The organism is Massilia sp. UBA6681, assembly GCF_002454935.1.
GTDB lineage: Bacteria > Pseudomonadota > Gammaproteobacteria > Burkholderiales > Burkholderiaceae_D > Telluria > Telluria varians.
Window position 1 is genome coordinate 16,581 of the sequence record NZ_DKJX01000032.1, and the last position, 22,450, is coordinate 39,030.

Annotated in this window: 20 protein-coding genes; 13 read left to right on the plus strand and 7 right to left on the minus strand. The window is 65.1% G+C overall.

Annotated features, from left to right (window positions below; translation table 11 throughout):
* Positions 1-16 precede the first annotated feature (16 nt).
* Positions 17-1,876 (plus strand): ABCB family ABC transporter ATP-binding protein/permease, encoded by a 1,860-nt coding sequence (locus tag B2R83_RS04685; protein ID WP_292038576.1) that lies wholly within the window; start codon positions 17-19, stop codon positions 1,874-1,876.
* Positions 1,877-1,984: 108 nt separating this feature from the next.
* Here B2R83_RS04685 and B2R83_RS04690 read toward each other — a convergent pair whose 3' ends face one another.
* The 3 genes from B2R83_RS04690 to B2R83_RS04700 form a co-directional block, all read right to left on the minus strand.
* A complete protein-coding gene (locus B2R83_RS04690; protein WP_292038578.1) occupies positions 1,985-3,064 on the minus strand; it encodes a type II asparaginase in 1,080 nt (359 codons plus the stop codon).
* A 24-nt stretch (positions 3,065-3,088) separates the two neighbouring features.
* Positions 3,089-4,375, minus strand: a complete 1,287-nt coding sequence (locus B2R83_RS04695) for a metal-dependent hydrolase family protein (protein ID WP_292038581.1) — start codon at positions 4,373-4,375, stop codon at positions 3,089-3,091.
* A gap of 79 nt (positions 4,376-4,454) precedes the next feature.
* A complete protein-coding gene (locus B2R83_RS04700; RefSeq protein ID WP_285381413.1) occupies positions 4,455-5,717 on the minus strand; it encodes a dicarboxylate/amino acid:cation symporter in 1,263 nt (420 codons plus the stop codon).
* 189 nt (positions 5,718-5,906) lie between these two features.
* On the opposite strand from B2R83_RS04700, the gene B2R83_RS04705 reads away from it, so the two are divergent.
* From B2R83_RS04705 to B2R83_RS04735, 7 genes are all read left to right on the plus strand, one after another.
* Positions 5,907-6,632 (plus strand): amino acid ABC transporter ATP-binding protein, encoded by a 726-nt coding sequence (locus B2R83_RS04705; RefSeq protein ID WP_292038593.1) that lies wholly within the window; start codon positions 5,907-5,909, stop codon positions 6,630-6,632.
* A gap of 73 nt (positions 6,633-6,705) precedes the next feature.
* Complete coding sequence (gene pyrC / locus B2R83_RS04710; RefSeq protein WP_292038596.1) at positions 6,706-7,755, plus strand: dihydroorotase; 1,050 nt, start codon at positions 6,706-6,708, stop codon at positions 7,753-7,755.
* 6 nt (positions 7,756-7,761) lie between these two features.
* Positions 7,762-8,565: a DUF3025 domain-containing protein gene (locus tag B2R83_RS04715; RefSeq protein WP_292038599.1), complete on the plus strand. Its 804-nt coding sequence runs from the start codon at positions 7,762-7,764 to the stop codon at positions 8,563-8,565.
* Positions 8,566-8,575: 10 nt separating this feature from the next.
* Complete coding sequence (locus B2R83_RS04720; protein WP_292038602.1) at positions 8,576-9,592, plus strand: Gfo/Idh/MocA family protein; 1,017 nt, start codon at positions 8,576-8,578, stop codon at positions 9,590-9,592.
* A gap of 67 nt (positions 9,593-9,659) precedes the next feature.
* A complete protein-coding gene (locus B2R83_RS04725; protein ID WP_292038604.1) occupies positions 9,660-9,998 on the plus strand; it encodes a hypothetical protein in 339 nt (112 codons plus the stop codon).
* A 1-nt stretch (position 9,999) separates the two neighbouring features.
* Complete coding sequence (locus tag B2R83_RS04730; protein WP_292038607.1) at positions 10,000-10,365, plus strand: glyoxalase superfamily protein; 366 nt, start codon at positions 10,000-10,002, stop codon at positions 10,363-10,365.
* Positions 10,366-10,385: 20 nt separating this feature from the next.
* Positions 10,386-11,117, plus strand: a complete 732-nt coding sequence (locus B2R83_RS04735; RefSeq protein WP_285381403.1) for an NYN domain-containing protein — start codon at positions 10,386-10,388, stop codon at positions 11,115-11,117.
* Between the two features lie 20 nt (positions 11,118-11,137).
* Here B2R83_RS04735 and B2R83_RS04740 read toward each other — a convergent pair whose 3' ends face one another.
* Positions 11,138-11,884 carry a tetratricopeptide repeat protein gene (locus B2R83_RS04740; protein WP_292038609.1) on the minus strand — a complete coding sequence of 249 codons (747 nt, stop codon included), beginning with the start codon at positions 11,882-11,884 and terminating at the stop codon, positions 11,138-11,140.
* Between the two features lie 83 nt (positions 11,885-11,967).
* Positions 11,968-14,031: an ATP-dependent DNA helicase RecG gene (gene recG / locus B2R83_RS04745; RefSeq protein WP_292038611.1), complete on the minus strand. Its 2,064-nt coding sequence runs from the start codon at positions 14,029-14,031 to the stop codon at positions 11,968-11,970.
* Between the two features lie 105 nt (positions 14,032-14,136).
* Here recG and queA point away from each other — a divergent pair, with 105 nt between their 5' ends.
* The 5 genes from queA (at position 14,137) to secF (ending at position 19,840) form a co-directional block, all read left to right on the plus strand.
* The gene (gene queA, locus B2R83_RS04750; RefSeq protein ID WP_036213737.1) at positions 14,137-15,159 is read left to right on the plus strand and encodes a tRNA preQ1(34) S-adenosylmethionine ribosyltransferase-isomerase QueA; all 1,023 of its coding nucleotides are present in this window, start codon (positions 14,137-14,139) and stop codon (positions 15,157-15,159) included.
* 8 nt (positions 15,160-15,167) lie between these two features.
* Positions 15,168-16,307: a tRNA guanosine(34) transglycosylase Tgt gene (tgt, locus tag B2R83_RS04755; protein ID WP_292038615.1), complete on the plus strand. Its 1,140-nt coding sequence runs from the start codon at positions 15,168-15,170 to the stop codon at positions 16,305-16,307.
* A 208-nt stretch (positions 16,308-16,515) separates the two neighbouring features.
* Positions 16,516-16,848: a preprotein translocase subunit YajC gene (gene yajC / locus B2R83_RS04760; protein ID WP_209587068.1), complete on the plus strand. Its 333-nt coding sequence runs from the start codon at positions 16,516-16,518 to the stop codon at positions 16,846-16,848.
* 67 nt (positions 16,849-16,915) lie between these two features.
* Positions 16,916-18,814, plus strand: a complete 1,899-nt coding sequence (gene secD, locus B2R83_RS04765) for a protein translocase subunit SecD (RefSeq protein ID WP_292038618.1) — start codon at positions 16,916-16,918, stop codon at positions 18,812-18,814.
* 3 nt (positions 18,815-18,817) lie between these two features.
* Positions 18,818-19,840 (plus strand): protein translocase subunit SecF, encoded by a 1,023-nt coding sequence (gene secF, locus B2R83_RS04770; protein ID WP_292038622.1) that lies wholly within the window; start codon positions 18,818-18,820, stop codon positions 19,838-19,840.
* 218 nt (positions 19,841-20,058) lie between these two features.
* On the opposite strand, the gene B2R83_RS04775 is transcribed toward secF, so the two are convergent.
* Positions 20,059-21,471 (minus strand): FAD-binding oxidoreductase, encoded by a 1,413-nt coding sequence (locus B2R83_RS04775; protein WP_292038625.1) that lies wholly within the window; start codon positions 21,469-21,471, stop codon positions 20,059-20,061.
* 415 nt (positions 21,472-21,886) lie between these two features.
* A complete protein-coding gene (locus B2R83_RS04780; RefSeq protein ID WP_292038628.1) occupies positions 21,887-22,441 on the minus strand; it encodes a PEP-CTERM sorting domain-containing protein in 555 nt (184 codons plus the stop codon).
* Between the last annotated feature and the right edge of the window lie 9 nt (positions 22,442-22,450).

The window sequence follows — 22,450 nt, forward strand, 5'->3', positions numbered from 1 at the left end:
ATCCCTTTGCCCTGCCATGCGCCGCAACTCATCGTCAAATTCGGCCTCATCCGTACCCCTGCCGCCCGATTCGAAGGGCGTGCCCCGCAACGACTGGGCCACCCTGCGTACCCTGTTCCCGTATTTGTGGGTCTACAAATGGCGCGTGCTGGCGGCGCTCGCCGCGCTGGTGGGCGCAAAATTAGCCAACGTCGGCGTGCCGCTGGTGCTCAAGCAACTGATCGACCAGCTCGCCATCGACCCGAAAGACCCGCATGCGCTGCTGGTGCTGCCGCTCGGGGCGCTGGTCGCCTATGGCCTGCTGCGCCTGTCCACCACGCTGTTCACCGAGCTGCGCGAATTCCTGTTCGCACGGGTGACGCAGCGCGCGGTGCGGACCATCGCGCTGAAGGTGTTCCGCCACCTGCACGCGCTGTCGCTGCGCTTCCACCTGAACCGCCAGACCGGCGGCATGACACGCGACATCGAGCGCGGCACGCGCGGCGTGAATTCGCTCATCTCCTATTCGCTGTTCAACGTGCTGCCGACGCTGGTGGAGATCACCCTGGTGCTCGGCTACCTGGTGCTGAACTACGACATCTGGTTCACCGTCATTACCGGCGTGGCCCTGGTGAGCTACATCGCCTTCACCGTGATCGTGACCGAGTGGCGCACGCACTTTCGCCGCACCATGAACGAGCTCGACTCGAAGGCGAATACCAAGGCCATCGATTCGCTGCTCAACTACGAAACGGTGAAGTACTTCGGCAACGAGGAATACGAAGCGAAGCGCTACGACCAGGGCCTGCAGAGCTTCGAGAACGCCGCAGTGCGCTCGCAGACCTCGCTCTCTTTCCTGAACACGGGCCAGTCCTTGATCATCGCCACCGCCGTCACGCTGATCCTGTGGCGCGCCACCGAAGGCGTGATCGCCGGAACCATGACGCTGGGCGACCTGGTGCTGGTGAACTCGTTCATGATCCAGCTGTACATCCCGCTGAACTTCCTGGGCGTGATCTACCGCGAGATCAAGCAGAGCCTGGCCGACATGGAGCGCCTGTTCTCGCTGCTCGACCAGAACCGCGAAGTGGCCGACAGCCCCGGCGCCCAGCCGCTGGTGACGCAGGGCGCGCGGGTCGAGTTCTCGCACGTCGAGTTCAGCTACGAAGCCAAGCGCCAGATCCTGTTCGACGTCGACTTCACGATTCCGGCCGGGACCACCACCGCAGTGGTGGGCCACAGCGGATCGGGCAAGTCGACCCTGTCACGCCTGCTGTTCCGTTTCTACGACGTGAATGGCGGGGCGATCCGCATCGACGGCCAGGACCTGCGCAACATTACCCAGCAATCGCTGCGCGCCTCGATCGGCATCGTGCCGCAGGACACGGTGCTGTTCAACGACAGCATCGAATACAACATCGCCTACGGCCGGCCGGGCGCCTCGCACGAGGACATCGTGGCGGCGGCGCGCGCCGCCTCGATCCACGACTTCATCGAGAGCCTGCCGGACGGCTACCAGACCATGGTGGGCGAGCGCGGCCTGAAATTGTCGGGCGGCGAGAAGCAGCGCGTGGCGATCGCGCGCACCCTGCTGAAGAACCCGGCGATTCTGATTTTCGACGAGGCGACGTCGGCGCTGGATTCGAAGTCGGAGCAGGCGATCCAGGCCCAGCTGAAGGACATCGCGAAGGACCGCACCACCCTGGTGATCGCGCACCGGCTGTCGACCATCGCGGATGCGCAGCAGATCATCGTGCTGGACCACGGGCGCATCGTGGAGCGCGGCACGCACGGGTCCTTGCTCGCGGCGCGCGGGCTGTATGCGCAGATGTGGGAAAGGCAGCTGGCGCGGCCGGATGAGGAGCTGGCGTCGCCGCCCTTGGAGATTGCGAAGTAGGGGAAATGCGCACGCAGCCTGACCGCGTGGGCGGGAGACCCGCCCACCCTACGAAAGGCCGTTGTAGGGTGGGCAGGTTTCCTGCCCACGCGGTCAAGCAACAGCGAATCAGTAGGTATAGAACATCCGCTGGATGTCCTTGGTATTGCTGGTCCTGGTCAGCGCCAGCATCAGCAGGATGCGCGCCTTCTGCGGGCTCAGCGTATCCGCCACCACGAAGTCCAGCTGGTCGTCGTTCGCCTCGCCATTGCGCGCCACGATGCCCTGGCCCACACGCGACGAACGCACGATCACCACACCTTTTTCGCGCGCAGCGACCAGGGCTGGCCTGGTCTTGGCCGGCAGGCTCCCATTGCCCACGCCCGCGTGCACCAGGCCCTTGGCGCCAGCGGCCACCAGCGCCTTCACCGCCACGTCGCCCACGTTGGCATACGCGTAGGCCACGTCCACCTGCGGCAGCGCATCCAGCTTCGACACATCGAATTCGGACTCCACCGTGTGCTTGCGCGTGACCTCACGGTAGAAGAAAGGCTTGCCGCCCTGGAGGTAGCCGATCATGCCCAGCTCGGCCGCACGGAAGGTGTCGGCAGTGGTGGTGTTGGCCTTGGTGACGTCGCGCGCCGCGTGGATCTGGTCGTTCATCGCCACCAGCACGCCCTTGCCGACCGCACTGGGCGAGCCGGCCAGGTTGACCGCGTTATAGAGGTTGATCGGGCCGTCCGCCGACAGGGCGGTGGACGGGCGCATCGACCCGACCACCACCACCGGCTTTTTGCTTTTGACGACCAGGTTCAGGAAGTAGGCCGTCTCTTCCAGCGTGTCGGTGCCGTGCGTGATGACGATGCCGTCCACGTTCGGTTGCGCCAGCAGGGTGTTGACGCGCTTGGCCAGGATCAGCCAGTGCTCGTTGCCCATGTTTTCGCTGGCGATCTGGAACACCTGCTCGCCGGTGACGTTCGCCACTTTGGTGATTTCCGGGACCGCCCCGATCAGCGACTGCACACCCACGGTGGCGGCGGTATAGCCGACCGTGGTCGTGCTGCTGGCGCCGGTGCCGGCGATGGTGCCGCCGGTGGCGAGAATGGTCACGTTGGGCAGCTTGCTTGCCTGCGCCTGCGCCGCCGGGGCGAGCAGGAACAGGAAGGCGAACAGCGCCGCGCATGCGCGGCTGGACTTCTGGAACAGCATGGACTTCTCCTTCAATAAAACTGCTTACGGCTTCTTGTAGACGACGCCGTCTTTCATCACGAACTTGACCTGCTCGAGCACCTTCACGTCGCGCAGCGGATCGCCCTCGACCGCGATGATGTCCGCGGCAAAGCCCGGTTCGACCGAACCCAGGCGATTGCCCTGGTCGAGCAGGGCGGCAGCATGCAGGGTCGCGGCACGGATGGCTTCAGCCGGCGACATGCCCGCCTCGACCATGTAGCCGAACTCCTTGGCGTTCTCGCCATGCGGGAACACGCCGGCATCGGTGCCGAAGGCGATCTTCACGCCGGCCTTGTGGGCGCGTGCGAAGGTGGCCTGCAGCTGCGGGCCGATCGCGGCGGCCTTCGGGCGCACCAGGGCCGAATAATAGTTCGGATCCTTGGCCTTGTCCGCCACGTAGCGGCCGGCCGAGATGGTCGGCACGTACCAGTGGCCGGTCTTCTTGAACAGGGCGACGGTCTCGTCGTCCATCAGGGTGCCGTGCTCGATCGAGTCGACGCCGGCGCGCAGCGCGCGCTTCATGCCCTCGGCGCCGTGCGCATGGGCCGCGACGCGGAAGCCGTAGTCCTTGGCGGTGCTGACGATGGCCTTCAGCTCGTCCTCGGTGTACTGCGAGTTCTGGCCGTTGGCGGCCTGGCTCAGCACGCCGCCGGTGGCGGTGATCTTGATCAGGTCCGCGCCTTCCTTGTAGCGCTGGCGCACGGCCTGGCGGCCTTCTTCCGGGCTGTCGATCACGCCCTTCTCGGGCCCGGGGGCGCCGATCTTCTCGCTCAGGAAGTGGGACAGGTTGTTGGTCGGGTCGGCGTGGCCGCCGGTGGTGGCGATCGACTTCCCGGCGGTGAACATGCGCGGGCCCGGGATCTCGCCGGCGGCGATGGCGCGCTTGAGCGAGACGTTCAGGCCGTCGGCGGCGCCGAGGTCGCGCACCGTGGTGAAGCCCGCCATCAGGGTACGCTGGGCATACTTGACCGAACGGAAAGCCATGTCCTGCGGGTCGGCGGTCAGGCGGTCGCGGTAGGCGTCGGCCACCGGCGCGGTCTCGCTGGTCAGGTGCACGTGCATGTCGATCAGGCCCGGCAGGCAGGCGTGGCGCGACAGGTCCACGTTACCTGCGGCTTGCGTCATCGGCCCCATCGATTTCACGACGCCGTTCTCGACCACGATGCTGACGCGCTCGCGCCAGGTGCCGCTCTTGACGTCCAGCAGGCGGCCGCAGTCGATGGTCTGGGTGGCGGCGTGTGCACTGCCGAACGCGCCCAGCAGCAGGCCTGCCATGTACAGCTGTTTCATGTCTCGCTCCTCATTGTCGTTATGTGAAAAAGGCCCTCCATCGCTGGAAGGCCTTTCATGGTGAAACCTGATTTAGTAATCAGCGCAGCGGCGCGACGGCCGGATCCTTGTTCGGCTCGGCCAGGTCGCCTTCCCACTTCGCGACCACGGCGGTGGCGATGCCGTTGCCGATCACGTTGGTGGCCGAACGGGCCATGTCCAGGAAGTGGTCGATGCCCAGCAGGAGCAGCAGGCCGGCTTCCGGGATGTTGAACTGGGCCAGGGTGGCGGCGATGACGACCAGCGAGGCGCGCGGCACGCCGGCCATGCCCTTCGAGGTCAGCATCAGCACCAGCATCATGGTCATCTGGGTCGCCAGGTCCAGCTCGATGCCGTAGGCCTGGGCGATGAACACGGCCGCGAAGGTGCAGTACATCATCGAGCCGTCGAGGTTGAACGAGTAGCCGATCGGCAGCACGAAGGCGGCCAGGCGGTTCTTGACGCCGAAGCGCTCCAGCCCTTCCAGGGTCTTCGGGAACGCCGCTTCCGACGAGGCGCAGGTGTAGGCCAGGATGGTCGGTTCCTTCAGTTCGGAGATCAGGCGCAGCACGCGGCGGCCCAGGAAGATGCCGCCGATCGCGATCAGGACCACCCACAGCAGGATGATGCCGAGGTAGAACTCGGCCATGAAGATGCCGTAGGTCGACAGCACGCCCAGGCCGCTCTTGGCGATGACGCCGGCCACCGCCGCGAACACGGCGATTGGCGCGAAGTTCATGACATAGCCGGTGAGCTTCAGCATGATGTGGGCGATGCCGTCCACCGCGTCGATCAGCGGGGTGGCGCGGGCGCCGACGGCGGCGGCCGCGGTGCCGAAGAAGACCGAGAACACGACGATCTGCAGGATTTCGTTCCTGGCCATGCCGTCGAAGATCGAGGTCGGGATCAGGTGGGTGATGAAGTCCTTCATGGTCAGGCCCGAGGTGGTGATGCCCGACGAGGCGCCTACCGGCGGCACGGCGCCTGACAGGGCCATCGCGTCACCCGGACGGAACAGGTTCACCAGGATCAGGCCCAGCGACAGCGAGATGACCGAGGCGATGAAGAACCAGCCCAGCGCCTTGACGCCGATGCGGCCCACTTCCTTGGCGTCGCCCATCTTGGCGATGCCGACCACCAGGGTCGAAAACACCAGCGGCGCGATGATCATCTTGATCAGGCGGAGGAACATGGTCGTGATCAGCGACATTGTCTCGGCAAAGCCGGCCGGGTTCTCGAAGCTGGTGTTGGCCACGTAGCCGACGACGATCCCGAGCGCGAGGCCGACCAGGATGTAGGTTGTCAGGCGGTTCTTTTTATCCATAATGCTTCCTGTCTCGTGGACCTGTGCATAACCCGCGGCAGGGGATGGCACTGTCGCAAGGCGAATTATTGGGTATTTGTATAAGGGAGAACGGTGAGCCGTTCTGGTAGGTAAGGCAAGTTCCGAAGTATCCTTGTCGCTAGAAATGCTGTCAAGCACGCTTACACGAGTACAACAGAACAGGCGCAGATGATCGAAATCGAGAATGTCAGCAAGTGGTACGGCAGCTTCCAGGTGCTGCGCGATTGCAGCACCCGGGTGGAGCGCGGCGACGTGGTGGTGGTGTGCGGGCCCTCCGGCTCCGGCAAATCCACCCTCATCAAGACCGTCAACGGGCTGGAACCCTTCCAGGAGGGCGTGGTCCGGGTCGACGGCATCTCGGTGGGCGATCCGACAACCAGGCTGTCCCAGCTGCGCGCCCGCATCGGCATGGTGTTCCAGAACTTCGAGCTGTTCCCGCACCTGTCGGTACGCGAAAATCTGACACTGGCCCAGGTCAAGGTGCTGGGCCGCAGCAAGGATGAAGCCTTGATGCGCGGTCTGAAATACCTCGACCGGGTCGGCCTGCTGGCCCACAAGGACAAGTACCCGAGCCAGCTCTCGGGCGGGCAGCAGCAGCGCGTAGCGATCGCGCGCGCGCTGGCGATGGACCCGGTGGCGATGCTCTTCGACGAGCCGACCTCCGCCCTCGACCCGGAGATGATCGGCGAAGTGCTCGACGTGATGGTGGGGCTGGCCCATGAAGGCATGACCATGATGGTGGTCACCCACGAGATGGGCTTCGCGCGCAAGGTGGCGGACCGGATCGTCTTCATGGACCACGGCAGCATCGTCGAGGACAGCCCGGCCGAAGACTTCTTCGGCGCGCCGAAGTCCGAGCGGGCGCGCGAGTTCTTGGCCCGTATTATTCATTAGTCAAGGTCGCACACTGCGCGCTGCGAGGGCGCGCTGCGGGTAAAATGTCGGCATCCGCAATCCGAGAGCCGCCATGTCCCCGATCGATACCCCTGACACCATCACCATCACCCGCCCCGACGACTGGCACCTGCACCTGCGCGACGGCGCAGCGCTGTCCAGCGTCCTGCCGCACAGCGCGCGCCAGTTCGCGCGCGCGATCGTGATGCCGAACCTGAAGCCGCCGGTCACCACCACCGCCATGGCTGCCGCCTACCGCGAGCGCATCCTGGCGGCCCTGCCCGAGGGCATGGCCTTCGAGCCGCTGATGACGCTGTACCTGACCGACAACACCGATCCGGACGAGATCCGCCGCGCCCAGGATTCCGGCTTCGTCCACGCGGTCAAGCTGTACCCGGCCGGCGCCACCACCAATTCCGACGCCGGCGTGACCGACCTGAAGAAGTGCTACAAAACCCTGGAAGTGATGCAGGAAGTCGGCATGCCGCTGCTGGTGCACGGCGAAGTGACCGACAACGAGATCGACCTGTTCGACCGCGAAGCCGTGTTCATCGAGCGCGTCATGCGCCCGCTGCGCAGCGCCATGCCGGTCCTGAAGGTGGTGTTCGAGCACATCACCACCAAGGAAGCAGCCCAGTACGTGGCCGAGGCGGAAGGCCCGATCGCGGCGACCATCACCGCCCACCACCTGCTGTACAACCGCAACGAGATCTTCCGCGGCGGCATCCGCCCGCACTACTACTGCCTGCCGGTGCTCAAGCGCGAGGAACACCGCCTGGCGCTGGTCACGGCCGCCACCAGCGGCGACGAGCGCTTCTTCCTCGGCACCGACTCGGCGCCGCACGCGGTGCACACCAAGTACGCCGCCTGCGGCTGCGCCGGCTGCTACACCGCGCTGCACGCGATGGAGATGTATACCGAAGCCTTCGCCCAGGCCGGTGCACTCGACAAGCTGGAAGGCTTCGCCAGCCTGAACGGCCCGGCCTTCTACGGCCTGCCGGTCAACGAAGGGACGATCACGCTCAAGCGCGAATCCTGGATCCTGCCGGAAACCGTTCCCTTCGGCGAGCACTCGCTGGTGCCGCTCAATGCCGGCGAGACCATCTCCTGGAAGATGGTGTAAGCCTGCATGCTGTCGCAGATCGACTGGTCGTGCCCGTGGTATGACGCGGTGCGGCCGGCCTGGCTGGAAGTTGCGCGGCTGGGCCTGGACGGCGATGACTTCATCGATGCCTTCAACCGCAACGCCACCGCGCTCGGTCTGCGCAACGGGGCGGGCCTGCCGCTGCGCTTCGTGCCGCAAAGCGCGCTGCCGGAGGGGACGGCCTACGAGGAATTCATCGGCGCCACCGGCCAGGTCCCGACCCGCGACAACCTGCACGACTTCTTCAACGGCCTGGTGTGGCAGACCTTCCCGCTTATCAAACGCCAGCTCAATGCCCTGCAGGCCGCCCAGATCGCCCAGGCCGGCATCGGCAAGTCGCGCGGTCCGGCGCGCGATGCCGCCACCATTTTCGACGAGAACGCCGCGCTGCTGGTGGTGCGCGAGGGCAGCTGCGGACGCGCGCTGGTGGACGAACTGCGGGCCCACGGCTGGCTGTCCGCCCTCCACGACAAGCGCGCCGTCTTCGAAAGCGATGTGCGAATCTGGCTGTTTGGCCACGCGCTGATGGAAAAGCTGGTGGCGCCACGCAAGGCGATCACCGCCCACACGCGTGTCATCTTCGCCGGCGACGATGTGCTGGCGCTGGCCCCTGGCGAGCAGCGTGCCTGGCTCGACGCCCATGTGGCGGACGAGCTGGCGCGCGAAGGCTTGACGACGGCCGGCTTCACGCCGCTGCCGGTGCTCGGCGTGCCGGGCTGGTGGCCCGGGCAGGACCGCGACTTTTATCTCGATACCACGGTCTTCCGTCCAAAACGGCAGACCACCTGAAAGGAATACGATGGCAAACGCAGTACGCTGGGGCATCCTCGGCACAGGCAAGATCGCGCGCGCCTTCGCCAGTGCGCTGAAGGATGTGCCGGACGCCGTGCTGGCGGCGGTCGCGTCGCGCAGCCTCGACAAGGCCCAGGCCTTCGCGCAGGAATTCGGCGGCAGCGCCGCGGCCCATGGCAGCTACCAGGAGCTGCTTGACGCCGCCGGCATCGACCTGGTCTATGTCGCCACCCCGCATCCCCAGCACGCCGACAACGCCCTGATGGCGCTGCGCGCCGGCAAGGGCGTGCTGGTCGAAAAACCGTTCACCATGAACCTGCGCGAAGCCGAGCAGGTGGTCACGCTGGCGCGCTCGCGCCGCCTGTTCCTGATGGAAGCCATGTGGACGCGCTACCTGCCGGCCTTCGACGAGGTGCGGCGCATCATCGCCTCCGGCGAGATCGGCACCGTGCGCCAGGTGGTGGCGGACTTCGGCATCACGCCGAATGCCGGTCCCGAACATCGACTCTATAATCCGGAGCTCGGCGGCGGCGCGCTGCTCGACCTGGGCATCTATCCGCTGTCGATCGCCACCGCGTTGCTCGGCCCCGTCGCCGAGATCAAGGCCCAGGCCGCGCTCGGGGAAACCGGCGTCGACGTGCAGACCGGCTTCACGCTCCGGCACGAAGGCGGCGGACTGTCGGTATGCAGCTGTTCCTTCCAGGCGCGCACGCCCTGCGAGCTGACGGTGTCGGGTTCGCGCGGCCACGTGCGCATGAACACCATGTTCCACCGCGCGACGAGCGTCACCGTCAGCCTCGCGGACGGCGGCACGCGCACGGTGGACACGCCTTACCTCGGCAACGGCTACGTGCACGAAGTGATCGAGGCGCAGCGCTGCTTCAACGCAGGCTTGCTGGAGAGCCCTGGCATGAAGCTGGAAGAAACGCTGGCGCTGATGGGCGTAATGGACGAGATCCGGCGCCAGGTCGGCCTGGCCTACGAAAGCGACCGCAGGAGCCTGCGGCCTGCGCATGCGGCCTGAATTGACAAGCGGGAGCGCCGCGCGAATACTGGAGCGGTATTGACCACTATTCCAGCGGAGTTCCCCCATGCGTATCCTTCCATCCCTCGTCCTGGCCGCCGGCCTGTTTTCCAGTGCCGCCGCCTGGGCCGACCCGGTCCCGGCCGACAAAATGGACTATGTCGGCGACTGGCAGGGCAAGGACATGCAGCTGTCGCTGTCGAAGGAAGGCAAGGTCGAATACAAGCGCGGCAGGCCGAATGACCAGGTCAACCTCAGCATCGACCTGAAGGGCTTCAAGGGGAACAACTTCGAAGCCGGGGTTGCCTTCGTGCGCACCACTTTTGTCGTCAGCAAGCCGCCGCATCGCGAGGACGGCAAGTGGAAGATGACGGTGGATGGCGTCGAGCTCACCAGGGCCGATTGAGATGCTGCGCGCCCTTGCGCCCATCCTGCGCATCTTCGACGAAGCCAAAGCCCGCGAATTCTACGTCGGCTTTTTGGGGTTCGAGGTCGACTGGGAGCACCGCTTCGAACCCGGACTGCCGCTCTACCTGCAGGTCTCGCGCGACGGCTGCGTCCTCCACCTGAGCGAACACCACGGCGATTGCTGCCCTGGCGCGGCGATGCGCATCGAGGTCGGCGACATCGATGCCTACCAGGCGGAGCTGGCGGCCAGGCAGTATGGCTACGCCCGGCCGGACATCGCCGACACGCCCTGGGGCTCGCGCGACATGTCGGTGAAGGACCCGTTCGGGAACCGGCTGACCTTTACCAACGCGATCAGCACCTGACCTGATCCTGGAGACCCTGGATGAATAACGAGTCCCGTGTGGCTGTCCTGGTCGATTGCGACAATACCAGCCCGGCTGCGGTTGAATTCGCATTGCTCAATGTTGCCAAATTTGGCCGCGTCGTGGTGAAACGGGGTTACGGAAATCACGCGACCTTGGCCAACAAATGGCGAGAGACGCTGGTATCGCTGGCATTCACGCCCTGCCTGCAGTACCAGTATGCCGCAGGGAAGAACACCGCAGACATGGCACTCGCGCTCGACGCGCTGGAAATCCTGTTTGACCAGCGCGCCGATTGCTTTTTTGTCGTCACCAGCGATTCGGATTTCGTGTACTTGTGCCGCAAACTGCATGAGCGCGGCGCCAGCGTTTATATTGTGGGTGAAGCCAAGACGCCGGATGCCTTGCGCAATGCAAGTGACCAGTTTTTCGAGTGGACGCCGCCAGCCGTCGCGCAGGCGGTTTCGGGACCAGCTGCCCCCATTCTGCCGCGACCGAAAGTGGAGTCATCTCCAACGAAAGTGAACCGCCGGCCGAAAGCGGTAGTCGACGCTGTGGCGTTGTTGACGAGCGACGCCCTCGATGGCAAGGTTCACCTGACGACTCTTAGCCAGTACCTGCGGCGTACCGATCCGGGATTTTCACCGGCAGGTCTCGGCTATGCCGGCTTGCTCGACATGTTGAAGGCGTACGATCGGCTGGCGCTGTTCAAGGAAAAAGGCGGAAACTATACGGTCAGGCTGGCGCAGTAGCGCAGCTTCGACTGACGGGCTCAGTGGCCTCCGGTGGCGGCATCGAGCCGCCTGAACAGCTCCCGATGCAGGTCAAGCGTGTACTTGTTCATGTGCCGGCGCGCATGCTCGATCTCCTTCAACTCGCGCTGCGCCACCGCCTCATCATGATTGGCGAGCGCCCACAGCGCCAGTTCCACCCGCGCCTCGATGCTGCCGAAGCGCTCCGCCAGCGCCGAGAACTGGGCGCCGGCCTCCATCTGGCGTCTGCTGGCGGCGTAGGCCCGGCCCAGCGCCAATCCCGTTTCTTCCGGACGGAAGCCCGGCTGCTTCGCCTGCAGCGATGCCAGGAGCCCGATCGCCGCATCCGGCTGGCCATGCGCCGCTTTTGCACGCGCCGCTCCCAGGATCACCTCGGCGTCATGGGCGAATGGCCCCTGCAGGCAGGCGTCGAATTGCGCCACCGCTTCCGCGCTCTGTCCCGCTTCGAGCAGCGCGCTGGCCAGGCGCATCTGGTTGTGCGCGGTTGGCGTCAGGTCGAAGGCCTGCCGCGCCTCGCGCACCTCGCGCCCCGGGTCGAGCTTCTTCTGCAGCGCATGCCCGGCCATCCTGGCCTGGCGCTCCAGGCGCGAATGCGGCAGGAACACCGCCGCGAAATAGACGACGCTGCCGAGCAGGGGGAAGGCGAACAGGATCAGCAGCCAGTACAACTGTCGCCCGGTGCGCACGGCGTGGACGGCAAAGAAGATGGCGACGATCAGGTGAAGTCCGAGTCCGAGGATGGGCATGGCCGTATGTGGATGATGGGCAAGCCCTCACGATAGCCCGGTTCGATGGTCCGATGTCTATCGGATTGTCACCGTTTGCTTCCCTACACCCTCAGGAATTCCTCGCGCCCGCCCAGCCAGCGCGTCAGGTGGGCATCGATGACCGCCATGTATTCGGGCCGGTCGCCGTTGTCCAGCAGGTACTGCGCCACGTCGCGCGCCTTTTCCACGATCCACTGGTCGGTCTCCAGGTCGGCGAAGCGCAGCATCGCCTCGCCCGACTGGCGCGCGCCCAGGAATTCGCCGGGACCGCGGATCTCCAGGTCGCGCCGCGCGATCTCGAAGCCGTCGGTGGTCTCGCGCATCGTCAGCAGGCGCTGCTTGGCCACCTGGCCCAGCGGGCTCTGGTAGAGAAGCAGGCACACGCTCGCGGCGGAACCGCGGCCCACGCGGCCGCGCAGCTGGTGCAGCTGCGACAGGCCGAAGCGCTCGGCGTGCTCGATCACCATCAGCGAGGCGTTCGGCACGTCGACCCCGACCTCGATCACGGTGGTCGCCACCAGCACGTGGATGTCCCCGGCGATGAAGGCGTCCATGATCACCTGTTTCTCGGCCGGCTTGAGGCGCCCGTGCACCAGTCCCACCTGCAAGTCGGGCAGGGCTTCGGCCAGGGTCTCGTAGGTCTCGGTGGCGGTCTGCAGCTGCAGCACCTCGGATTCCTCGATCAGCGGGCAGACCCAGTACACCTGGCGGCCTTCCTGGGCCGCGGCGTGCACGCGCTCGATCACCTCGTCGCGCCGGTTCTGGTCGATGGCGCGGGTGACGATCGGGCTGCGGCCCGGCGGCAGCTCGTCGATCACCGACACTTCGAGGTCGGCGTAGTAGGTCATGGCCAGGGTGCGCGGGATCGGTGTGGCCGACATCATGAGCTGGTGCGGCACCAGGCCGTCGCTGCCCTTGTTGCGCAGGGTGAGACGCTGGCCGACGCCGAAGCGGTGCTGCTCGTCGACGATGACGAGGCCCAGCCGCGCGAACTGCACCGTGTCCTGGATCAGGGCGTGGGTGCCGATCACCAGCTTGGCTTCGCCGGATTCGATCAGCTCCTTGGCCGCATCCTTTTCCTTTTTTTTCAGGCTGCCGGTCAGCCAGGCCACTTTCACGCCGAGCGGCTCCATCCAGGCCGCGATCTTGCGGAAATGCTGCTCGGCCAGGATCTCGGTGGGCGCCATCAGCGCCGCCTGGTAGCCGCTGTCGATCGCCTGGGCGGCGGCGAGCGCCGACACCACGGTCTTGCCGCTGCCGACGTCGCCCTGCAGCAGGCGCTGCATCGGATAGCCCTCGTGCAGGTCGGCGCCGATCTCCTTGACGACGCGCTGCTGCGCGCCGGTGAGCTGGAAGGGCAGGGCGGCCAGGAAGGACTTGGACAGTTCGCCGACCGCGCGCAGCTGCGGCGCGCCTTTCTCGCGCCGGGCGCGCTGGGCCCGCTTCAGGGACAGCTGCTGCGCCAGCAGCTCGTCGAACTTCATGCGGGTCCAGGCCGGGTGGCTGCGCTCGGTCAGCGCGTATTCGTCCACGTCCGCGGGCGGGTAGTGCAGCAGGCGCACCGAAGGCTCGAAGTCCCACAGCTGCAGGCGGGAGAGGAAGGCGTTGGGCAGGGTGTCGCGCCAGTCCACCCGTTTCATGGCGTCGTTGATCGCGCGCCGCAACACCGTCTGCGACAGGCCTTCGCCGGCCGGGTAGACCGGCGTGAGCGAGGTAGGCAGCGGCGCGCCCTCGTTGATCACCTTGTAGGTGGGGTGGACCATCTCGGCCCCGAAGAAGCCGTGCTTCAGTTCGCCCCGGGCGCGTACCCTCACGCCTTCGGACAATTGCTTGACCTGGCTGCCGTAGAAATTCATGAAGCGCAGCTGCAGCTCGCCCGTGTCGTCCGAGATCTGTACCAGCAGCTGGCGCCGCGGCTTGTAGCTGATTTCATTCCTGACCACGACCCCTTCGACCTGCCAGGTCTGCAGGCCGCGCATGCTGGCGTCACGAATGGAGACGACGCGGGTCTCGTCCTCGTAGCGCATCGGCAGGTGCAGCACCAGGTCCATGTCGGTGCGCAGCCCTAGCTTGGCGAGCCTGGATTCAACAGTTTTGGGGGCGGATGTGGTCTTTGGGGCGGGCATATTGCGGCATTCAGGCAGATGCTGGCGTAAAATAGAGGGTTCGCCGCACGCATTGCAGCCTCTATTGTAAGGCTGTCAGCATCCATTTTCCCAGAATTGACAACAATGTACTCGCTTTCCGATTTCGATTTCGACTTGCCGCCAGAGCGGATCGCGCAGCATCCGCTGCCGGACCGGAGCGCCTCGCGCCTGCTGCAGCTCGATGGCGACCAGATCACCGACCGCCATTTCGCGGACATCGTCGACCAGCTCCAGCCGGGCGACCTCCTGGTGATGAACAATACGCGCGTATTGAAAGCGCGCTTCTTCGGCGTCAAGGAGACCGGCGGCCAGGTGGAAGTGCTGGTCGAGCGGGTGCTCGACAACCGCACGGTGCTGGCGCAGGTGCGCGCATCGAAGTCGCCCAAGCCGGGCAACCGCATCCGCCTGGCCGACGCCTTCGACGTCACGGTCGGCGAGCGCGCCGGCGAGTTCTTCACGCTGCACTTCGAAGGCGACGTGTTCGAGCTGATCGAGGCCCACGGCCGCCTGCCGCTGCCGCCCTACATCGAGCACAATGCCGACGAATTCGACGAGCAGCGCTACCAGACCGTGTATTCGAAGGAGCCCGGGGCGGTGGCCGCGCCGACCGCCGGCCTGCACTTCGACCAGCCGCTGCTGGACCGCCTGGCCGCGAAAGGCGTCAAGCTGGCCTACGTGACCCTGCACGTGGGCGCCGGCACCTTCCAGCCGGTGCGGGTCGAAGACCTGTCGGCGCACCAGATGCACTCCGAGTGGTACACGATCCCGCAAGAGACGGTGGATGCGGTGCGCGCGGCCAAAGCGCTTGGGCGCGACGTGGTGGCGGTCGGCACCACCAGTCTGCGGGCGCTGGAATCGGCCTCGCAATCGGGCGAACTGAAGGTGGGCAGCGACGACACGGCGCTGTTCATCACGCCGGGCTACGCCTTCAAGACGGTGACCCGCCTGATCACCAATTTCCACCTGCCCAAGTCGACCCTGATGATGCTGGTCTCGGCCTTTGCCGGCTACCACGAGATCCGCAAGGCCTATGCCCACGCGATCGCCAACGAATACCGCTTCTTCAGCTATGGCGACGCCATGCTGCTGACGACTGCCTCACGCTAATAGATACCATGCTCGAATTTACCCTCCTGAAGAAAGACACCAGCGGCCTGTCGCACGCGCGCCGCGGCCGCCTGAAGCTCAACCACGGCACCATCGAAACCCCGATCTTCATGCCGGTCGGGACCTACGGCTCGGTCAAGGCGATGGATCCGATCGAGCTGAAGGAAGTCGGCTCGCAGATCATCCTGGGTAACACCTTCCACCTGTGGCTGCGCCCGGGCACGGCGGTGCTCGACAAGTTCGGCGGCCTGCACAAGTTCATGGGCTGGGATGGCCCGATCCTGACCGATTCGGGCGGCTTCCAGGTGTTCTCGCTGGGCGCGATGCGCAAGATCACGGAAGAGGGCGTCAAGTTCGCCTCGCCGATCGACGGCTCGCGCCAGTTCCTGTCGCCCGAAGTGTCGATGCAGATCCAGCGCTCGCTGAACTCGGACATCGTGATGCAGTTCGACGAATGCACCCCCTACGAGATCGACGGCCGCCCGGCCACCGCCGAAGAGGCGGCCAAGTCGATGCGCATGTCGCTGCGCTGGGCCCAGCGCTCGATGAACGAGTTCAAGCGCGGCGAGAACCCGAACGCGCTGTTCGGCATCGTCCAGGGCGGCATGTACGAGCACCTGCGCGACGAGTCGCTGGCTGGACTCGAGGATATCAATTTCCCGGGCCTGGCGATCGGCGGCCTGTCGGTGGGCGAGCCGAAGGAAGACATGCAGCGCATCCTGGCCCACGTCGGCCCGCGCCTGCCGGAGAACAAGCCGCACTACCTGATGGGCGTCGGCACCCCGGAAGACCTGGTCGAGGGCGTGGCCAACGGCGTCGACATGTTCGACTGCGTGATGCCGACCCGAAATGCCCGCAACGGCTGGCTGTTTACCCGCTTCGGCGACGTCAAGATCAAGAATGCGCGCTACAAGGATGACATGGCGCCGCTGGACGAGAGCTGCGACTGCTATTGCTGCAAGAACTTCTCGCGCGCCTACCTGCACCACCTGCACCGCTCGAACGAGATCTTGGGCGCGCGCCTGAACACGATCCACAACCTGCACTTCTACCTGAAGATCATGCAGGAGATGCGCGACGCGATCGATGCGGACCGGTTCAACGAGTTCCGGATCCAGTTCCGGGCTGACCGCTCGCGCGGGGTGTAAGCGGGCGCTTACTGCTGAGTTTGCAAGAAGAAGGGCTCTCCTGTACGGTAGAGCCCTTTTTTGTTCGGCCAGCAGGCCCTGCACTTATTTTTCCATCAACATCTTGCAATTAGGAATTGCAAACCTACATACCCTCAGATTGTCCCCGGCCCCACCGCCGGTGCTAGAATATACCGCTTATTTTTTAATCCTCACAATCGGAGTCCTTGTGTTCATTTCCAACGCGTACGCGCAAACGACGGCTGCAGCCGATCCTGGCCTGATGGGTAGCCTGACCACTTTCCTGCCGCTGATCCTGATGTTCGTGGTCATGTATTTCCTCATGATCCGTCCGCAGCAGAAGCGCCAGCGCGAGCTGAAAGCGATGATGGATGCACTGACCAAGGGCGACGAAGTGGCGACCGCCGGCGGCATCCTGGGCCGCGTGGTCAAGGTGGCCGATACCACCGTGACCCTGGAAGTCGCGACCGGCACCGAAATCGTGGTCCAGAAGAACGCAGTGGTGACGCTGCTGCCGAAAGGCACCCTGAAGGCACTGTAAGGCTAGTTAAGCACCATCAGCGGCCCTCCGGGGCCGCATCGTGCCCAACATTGAACGCTGGAACACTATGAATCGCTATCCCGTCTGGAAATATCTATTGATCGCCGTCGCGCTCCTGCTGGGTGCGCTGTACACGGCGCCGAACTACTTCGGCGAATCGCCGGCACTGCAGGTCACCACCGGTAAAACGACGGTCAATATCACCAGCGCCACCGTCGGCCTGGTAGAGGATACCCTCAAGCGTAATGGTGTTCCGGCCACGAAGATCGCCCTGGAAGGCACCGGCAACAGCACCGCGGTACGCGCGCGCTTCGCCAGCACCGACGCCCAGTTCAAGGCCAAGCTGGCGCTCGAACGCGACCTGAACCGCGACAAGGACAATCCCGACTACATCGTCACCGTCAACCTGGCGAAGAACACCCCGGCCTGGATGGAAAGCATCGGCGCCAAGCCCATGAACCTGGGCCTGGACCTGCGCGGCGGCGTGCACTTCCTGCTGCAGATCGACAGCAAGGCCGTGCTCGACACCAAGGTGAAGGGCCTGCAGGCCAGCGTCCGCAGCCAGCTGCGCGACGCCAACATCCGCCACGCCGGCATCGAGCGCGTCGGCAACACCATCGAAGTGCGCTTCCGCGAGGACGCCGTCCGCGCCGAAGCCCGCGCTGCGCTGGGCAAGCAATCCCAGGACCTGGTCTTCGCCGATGCCGCCGACGGCACCGAGCTGAAGCTGGTCGTCAGCCTCAAGCCGGAAGCGGTGCGCCGCACCGTGGAAGACGGCGTGAAGCAGAACATCTCCACCCTGTCCAAGCGTATCAACGAACTGGGCACCACCGAGCCGCTGATCCAGCAGCAGGGCGCCGACCGCATCATCGTCCAGCTGCCGGGCGTGCAGGACGTGGCGCGCGCCAAGGACATCATCGGCCGCACCGCCACCCTGGAACTGCGCATGGTCGACTCGACCGTGACCCCGGGCACCGAGCAGACCGCCGCGATTCCGCTGAACTCGGAGCTGTTCCTTGAGGGCCGCGGCGCCCCGGTGGTGGTGTCCAAGGACATCATTCTGACCGGGGACTACATCTCGAGCGCCGTCGCCAGTTTTGATTCGAACCAGCAGCCGGCCGTCTCGATCGACCTGAACGGCGACGGCGGCCGCCGCATGCGCCTGGCCACCCGTGAAAACGTCGGCAAGCGCCTGGCGGTCCTGCTCAAGGAAAAAGGCCAGTACAGCGTGCCGACCGCTCCGGTCATCAACCAGGAACTGGGTTCGACCTTCCAGATCACCGGCATCGGCAGCATCGAAGACGCCAACGAGCTGGCGCTGCTGCTGCGCTCGGGCGCGCTGTCGGCGCCGATGGAATTCATCGAGGAACGCGTGATCGGCCCGCAGCTGGGCGCCGAGAACATCGAGCGCGGCCTGCATTCGACGCTGTGGGGTTTCGTGGCGATCGCCGCCTTCATGATCATCTACTACCACCTGGTGGGCATGGTCAGCGCGATCGCGCTGGCGGCCAACGTGCTGTTCCTGCTGGCCCTGCTGTCGATGCTGCAGGTCACCCTGACCCTGCCGGGTATCGCGGCAATCGCGCTCACGCTCGGCATGGCGATCGACTCCAACGTGCTGGTCAACGAGCGCATCCGCGAGGAACTGCGTGCGGGCGCCACGCCGCAGGTGGCGATCAACGCCGGCTACAAGCACGCCTGGGACACGATCTTCGACTCCAACGTCACCGCCCTGATCGTCGGCCTGGCGCTGCTGATCTTCGGTTCCGGTCCGGTGCGCGGCTTCGCCGTGGTGCACTGCCTGGGCATCCTGACCTCGATGTTCTCGGCCGTGTTCCTGTCCCGTGGCCTGATCAACCTCTGGTATGGCCGCAAGAAGAAGCTGACCCATATCTCGATCGGCACGGTCTGGAAAGAAGGCTTTACGCCCAACAAGCAAAACGCGACTCAGGGAGCGCAGGACTAAATCATGGAATTTTTCAAGATCAAACGGGACATCCCGTTCATGCGCCACGCCGTGATCCTCAATGTGATCTCGGTGGTGACCTTCCTGGCGGCGGTGTTCTTCCTGGTGACCAAGGGCCTGCACTGGTCGGTCGAGTTCACCGGCGGCACCGTGATGGAACTGCACTATCCCCATGCGGCCGACCAGGAAAAGATTCGCACCACGCTGCGCGGCATCGGCTACGAAGCGCCTGAGGTGACCGGTTTCGGCACCGCCCAGAGCGTCCTGCTGCGCCTGCCGATCGTCGAAGGCCAGGACCAGGCCGGCACCTCGAGCCGCGTCTTCAATGCGATCTGCTCCTCGGAGCAGGGCAAGCCGACGGTCACCCAGGTCACGACCGACAAGGGCGAGATGGTCAACCGCACCGCGTGCGTGACCGCGGACAACAAGGAACTGGTCAGCCTGCAGCGTGTCGAATTCGTCGGCCCGGCAGTCGGCGACGAGCTGGCGCAGAACGGCCTGAACGCACTGATCATGGTGGTGATCGGCGTGATCATCTACCTGTCGGTGCGCTTCGAGTGGAAGTTTGCGGTCTCCGCGATCATCGCCAACCTGCACGACGTGGTCATCATCCTTGGCTTCTTCGCCTTCTTCGAGTGGGAGTTCTCGCTGACGGTGCTGGCGGCGATCCTGGCAGTGCTGGGCTATTCGGTCAACGAATCGGTCGTCATCTTCGACCGAATCCGCGAAATGTTCCGCAAGCAGCGCAAGATGAGCGTGCCGGAAGTGATCGACCACGCGATCACCAGCACCATCTCGCGTACCATCATCACCCACGGTTCGACCCAGATCATGGTGCTGTCGATGCTGCTGTTCGGTGGCCACGCGCTGCATTATTTCGCCATGGCGCTGACCATCGGCATCTGCTTCGGTATCTATTCCTCGGTGTTCGTCGCCGCGGCCCTGGCCATGTGGCTGGGCATTAAGCGCGAAGACCTGATCAAGCCGGTCAAGGAAAAGGACGAGACCGACGGCGCCGTCGTCTAAACATCGCTAAAAGCCGACAAACATGCCGCCCCGGCCCTGCCGTGGCGGCATTTTTTACATCCAGATCAAACCAGTGTGACAATTTGGCAGTTTATGTGTGGTAACGCACAGAGCCGTAGAATGCCCATCCCTATAGTGGACCTGTCTCTTTCAGGACATCCCTAGTTTTGGACTTCACCCGCTCCCCAACCGGAGCGGGTTTTTTTTTGCTTAGGCTGTTACAGATACCTGGCCCACAGTTCGTTGCTGAAACGGCCGGAAGGGTCGACCTTGCGTTTGATCGCGCGCAAGGCTTCGGCCTCGGGGTAGGCGCGCTCGAACTGGGCGCGGGTGGCGTGCAGCTGGTAGGGCAGGTAGTAGCGTCCGCCGAAGGCAAGCGCGGTATCGATCATCGCGCGCGTCCACTCCGCAACGCGGCGCCGGGCGGCGGCATGGGTGCGCTGCTTGTAGTACACCACGAAGGAAAACACTTCCTCCTTTGCCCAGGGCAGCAGGGAGGTGCTGTCCGCCGGCGAATGGCGCACCGACACGTTCAGGACCTGGGCATCGTGCTTGCGGATGGTCGCCGCCATGGCCCGGGCATAGGCGGCGAAGTGCCGTACCGGGATGAAATATTCCTGCAGCACGTAAGTCGAGACCAGGCGCGTGCGCGGCTCCAGCTCCGCCACGTCGAGGCTGGCTTCGTGGTTGCGCCATTTGACGCTGGGGCGGGCCAGCAGCAGCGGGTGGATCAGTTTGCTGCGGATCAAGTCGCCGCGCGGCAGCTCGGTCATGGCGAACAATGCATTCTGCTCGAGGCCGTAGGACTGGCCGCGCGGGACCAGCCTGGCCGTTTCGGTCAGGGCCTTGCTCGTCCTGCGCCAGGACACCGCGACCGGCGCGTCGAACAGCGGCAGCAGCAGGTCGGCGTTGTGGAAAACGCAGTCGCCGGCATCCGCCATGCGCTTGAACCAGGCGGGATAGTCGTCGAGCGCCACCGATTCCACGCTGCGTTCGATGCGGGTGTTGTGCGCCAGATCAAGCTCGACCTCGGTAATGACGCCCACCGCGCCGTACCCGCCCGCGGCGGCGCGGAACACCTCCGCGTTGAGGCTGCGCGTCGCTTCCACGACCGTGCCGTCGGCCAGCACCAGCTGCAGGGCGCGCACCGAATTCACTACCGGCCCGTTGCCGACGTAGCGCCCATGGGCATTCACCGACACGGCGCCGCCCACGGTGAAATTCGAAAAGCTCTGCATCGTGTGCACGGCCAGGCCCAGCGGGTCGAGCGCATCCTGCAGGTCGCGCCAGCGCATCCCGGCCTGGACCCGGGCCACTTTCGCGTCCACATCCAGCCGGACGAGCCGGTTCATGCCCCGCATGTCGAGGTGCAGCCCACCGGTGATGGCGACCTGGCCGCCCATGCTGTAGCGGCCGCCGCCGACCGCGATCCTGCCGGGCCAGGCGCGCACCGCCTGCGCGACCTCCCCGGTCGTGCGCGGTGTGGCGACACGCGCGACTTCCACCGGATACAGCCCGGTAAGGTCGGGAATGGCGATCCCTGGCGCGGCCAGGGCATGGGGCGGCGACAAGGCCAGCAGGCCGGCCCCGGCCATGGCCTGGACGAGGAAGCGGCGACGTGATGGATGCATGCGTTCGAGGAATAAAGGGTTTGGCCGGGAGTGGCGAACCCGGAGCATCCGGCAGCTTTACCTGCCCGGCAAGCCATTGCTGCGCCGGTAGCATGGGCCGATACCGCGCGTATCGTGTGGACATGCCGACAATTTGTTCACCTAAGTGAATCAGCGCACGGAGACGATCGAAGCGAAGCCCTAAAGTGGAACCGTCTCTTTCAGGACATCCCTAGTTTTGGACTTCACCCGCTCCACGGAGCGGGTTTTTTTTTGCGGCGGCCTTGCGCGAGCGCATACGCGACGGACTGTGTGAACCAGCGTACGGAAGCGGCCTCATGCGCGACTTATAGTGGAACCGTCTCTTTCAGGACATCCCTAGTTTTGGACTTTGCCCGCTCTCTCGAGCGGGCATTTTTTTTGCGCCGGTTTTCGTTCAAGCCTTGACCCTGCGCCTGCGCGCCATCGCCAGGCCGGCCAGGGCCGTGCCGAACATGGCGAGCGAAGCCGGTTCCGGCACCGTGAAGTCATCCATGGCCCATTGCGTGCCGCTGCTGTTGTAGATGACCAGCGTATCGATGTCCTTCCATCCGAGCCCGATCCACAAGGGCGTAGCCGTATCGATCACATAGGACACGGCGGTGGAATGGACCAGCCGCCCATCGCGCCAGCCGTCGAAGGCGAGTTCCTGCTCTAGCCAGGCGGAAGTGAAAAAGGCGCCGACGAAGTCGAATCCGCCTGCCTTCGACACCGCCGCGATGCCGCCGTCGCGGTTGAAGGCGGTATTCCCGAACGAAACCGTGCCGGCGGCGTAGCCGCTGCCGGGATAGGCGTCGGCCCGGATCGCGCCCAGGTTGTCCCAGTCGAAACCCTGGTAGCCGTTGGCGATCGGCGCGCTTTCATCGCCCGCCAGGTCATCGAAGCCAATCACGCCGGCGCAGGCGCCGGCCGAGGCCAGCAGGAGCAGCAGGGAGAAAATGGTGTGTTTCATGCTCGTATT

Bases quoted from the DNA above. Each gene is read 5' to 3' on its own strand.
- B2R83_RS04685 (WP_292038576.1), top strand. From the start codon at position 17: ATGCGCCGCAACTCATCGTCAAATTCGGCCTCATCCGTACCCCTGCCG.
- B2R83_RS04690 (WP_292038578.1), bottom strand. From the start codon at position 3,064: ATGCTGTTCCAGAAGTCCAGCCGCGCATGCGCGGCGCTGTTCGCCTTC.
- B2R83_RS04695 (WP_292038581.1), bottom strand. From the start codon at position 4,375: ATGAAACAGCTGTACATGGCAGGCCTGCTGCTGGGCGCGTTCGGCAGT.
- B2R83_RS04700 (WP_285381413.1), bottom strand. From the start codon at position 5,717: ATGGATAAAAAGAACCGCCTGACAACCTACATCCTGGTCGGCCTCGCG.
- B2R83_RS04705 (WP_292038593.1), top strand. From the start codon at position 5,907: ATGATCGAAATCGAGAATGTCAGCAAGTGGTACGGCAGCTTCCAGGTG.
- pyrC (WP_292038596.1), top strand. From the start codon at position 6,706: ATGTCCCCGATCGATACCCCTGACACCATCACCATCACCCGCCCCGAC.
- B2R83_RS04715 (WP_292038599.1), top strand. From the start codon at position 7,762: ATGCTGTCGCAGATCGACTGGTCGTGCCCGTGGTATGACGCGGTGCGG.
- B2R83_RS04720 (WP_292038602.1), top strand. From the start codon at position 8,576: ATGGCAAACGCAGTACGCTGGGGCATCCTCGGCACAGGCAAGATCGCG.
- B2R83_RS04725 (WP_292038604.1), top strand. From the start codon at position 9,660: ATGCGTATCCTTCCATCCCTCGTCCTGGCCGCCGGCCTGTTTTCCAGT.
- B2R83_RS04730 (WP_292038607.1), top strand. From the start codon at position 10,000: ATGCTGCGCGCCCTTGCGCCCATCCTGCGCATCTTCGACGAAGCCAAA.
- B2R83_RS04735 (WP_285381403.1), top strand. From the start codon at position 10,386: ATGAATAACGAGTCCCGTGTGGCTGTCCTGGTCGATTGCGACAATACC.
- B2R83_RS04740 (WP_292038609.1), bottom strand. From the start codon at position 11,884: ATGCCCATCCTCGGACTCGGACTTCACCTGATCGTCGCCATCTTCTTT.
- recG (WP_292038611.1), bottom strand. From the start codon at position 14,031: ATGCCCGCCCCAAAGACCACATCCGCCCCCAAAACTGTTGAATCCAGG.
- queA (WP_036213737.1), top strand. From the start codon at position 14,137: ATGTACTCGCTTTCCGATTTCGATTTCGACTTGCCGCCAGAGCGGATC.
- tgt (WP_292038615.1), top strand. From the start codon at position 15,168: ATGCTCGAATTTACCCTCCTGAAGAAAGACACCAGCGGCCTGTCGCAC.
- secD (WP_292038618.1), top strand. From the start codon at position 16,916: ATGAATCGCTATCCCGTCTGGAAATATCTATTGATCGCCGTCGCGCTC.
- secF (WP_292038622.1), top strand. From the start codon at position 18,818: ATGGAATTTTTCAAGATCAAACGGGACATCCCGTTCATGCGCCACGCC.
- B2R83_RS04775 (WP_292038625.1), bottom strand. From the start codon at position 21,471: ATGCATCCATCACGTCGCCGCTTCCTCGTCCAGGCCATGGCCGGGGCC.
- B2R83_RS04780 (WP_292038628.1), bottom strand. From the start codon at position 22,441: ATGAAACACACCATTTTCTCCCTGCTGCTCCTGCTGGCCTCGGCCGGC.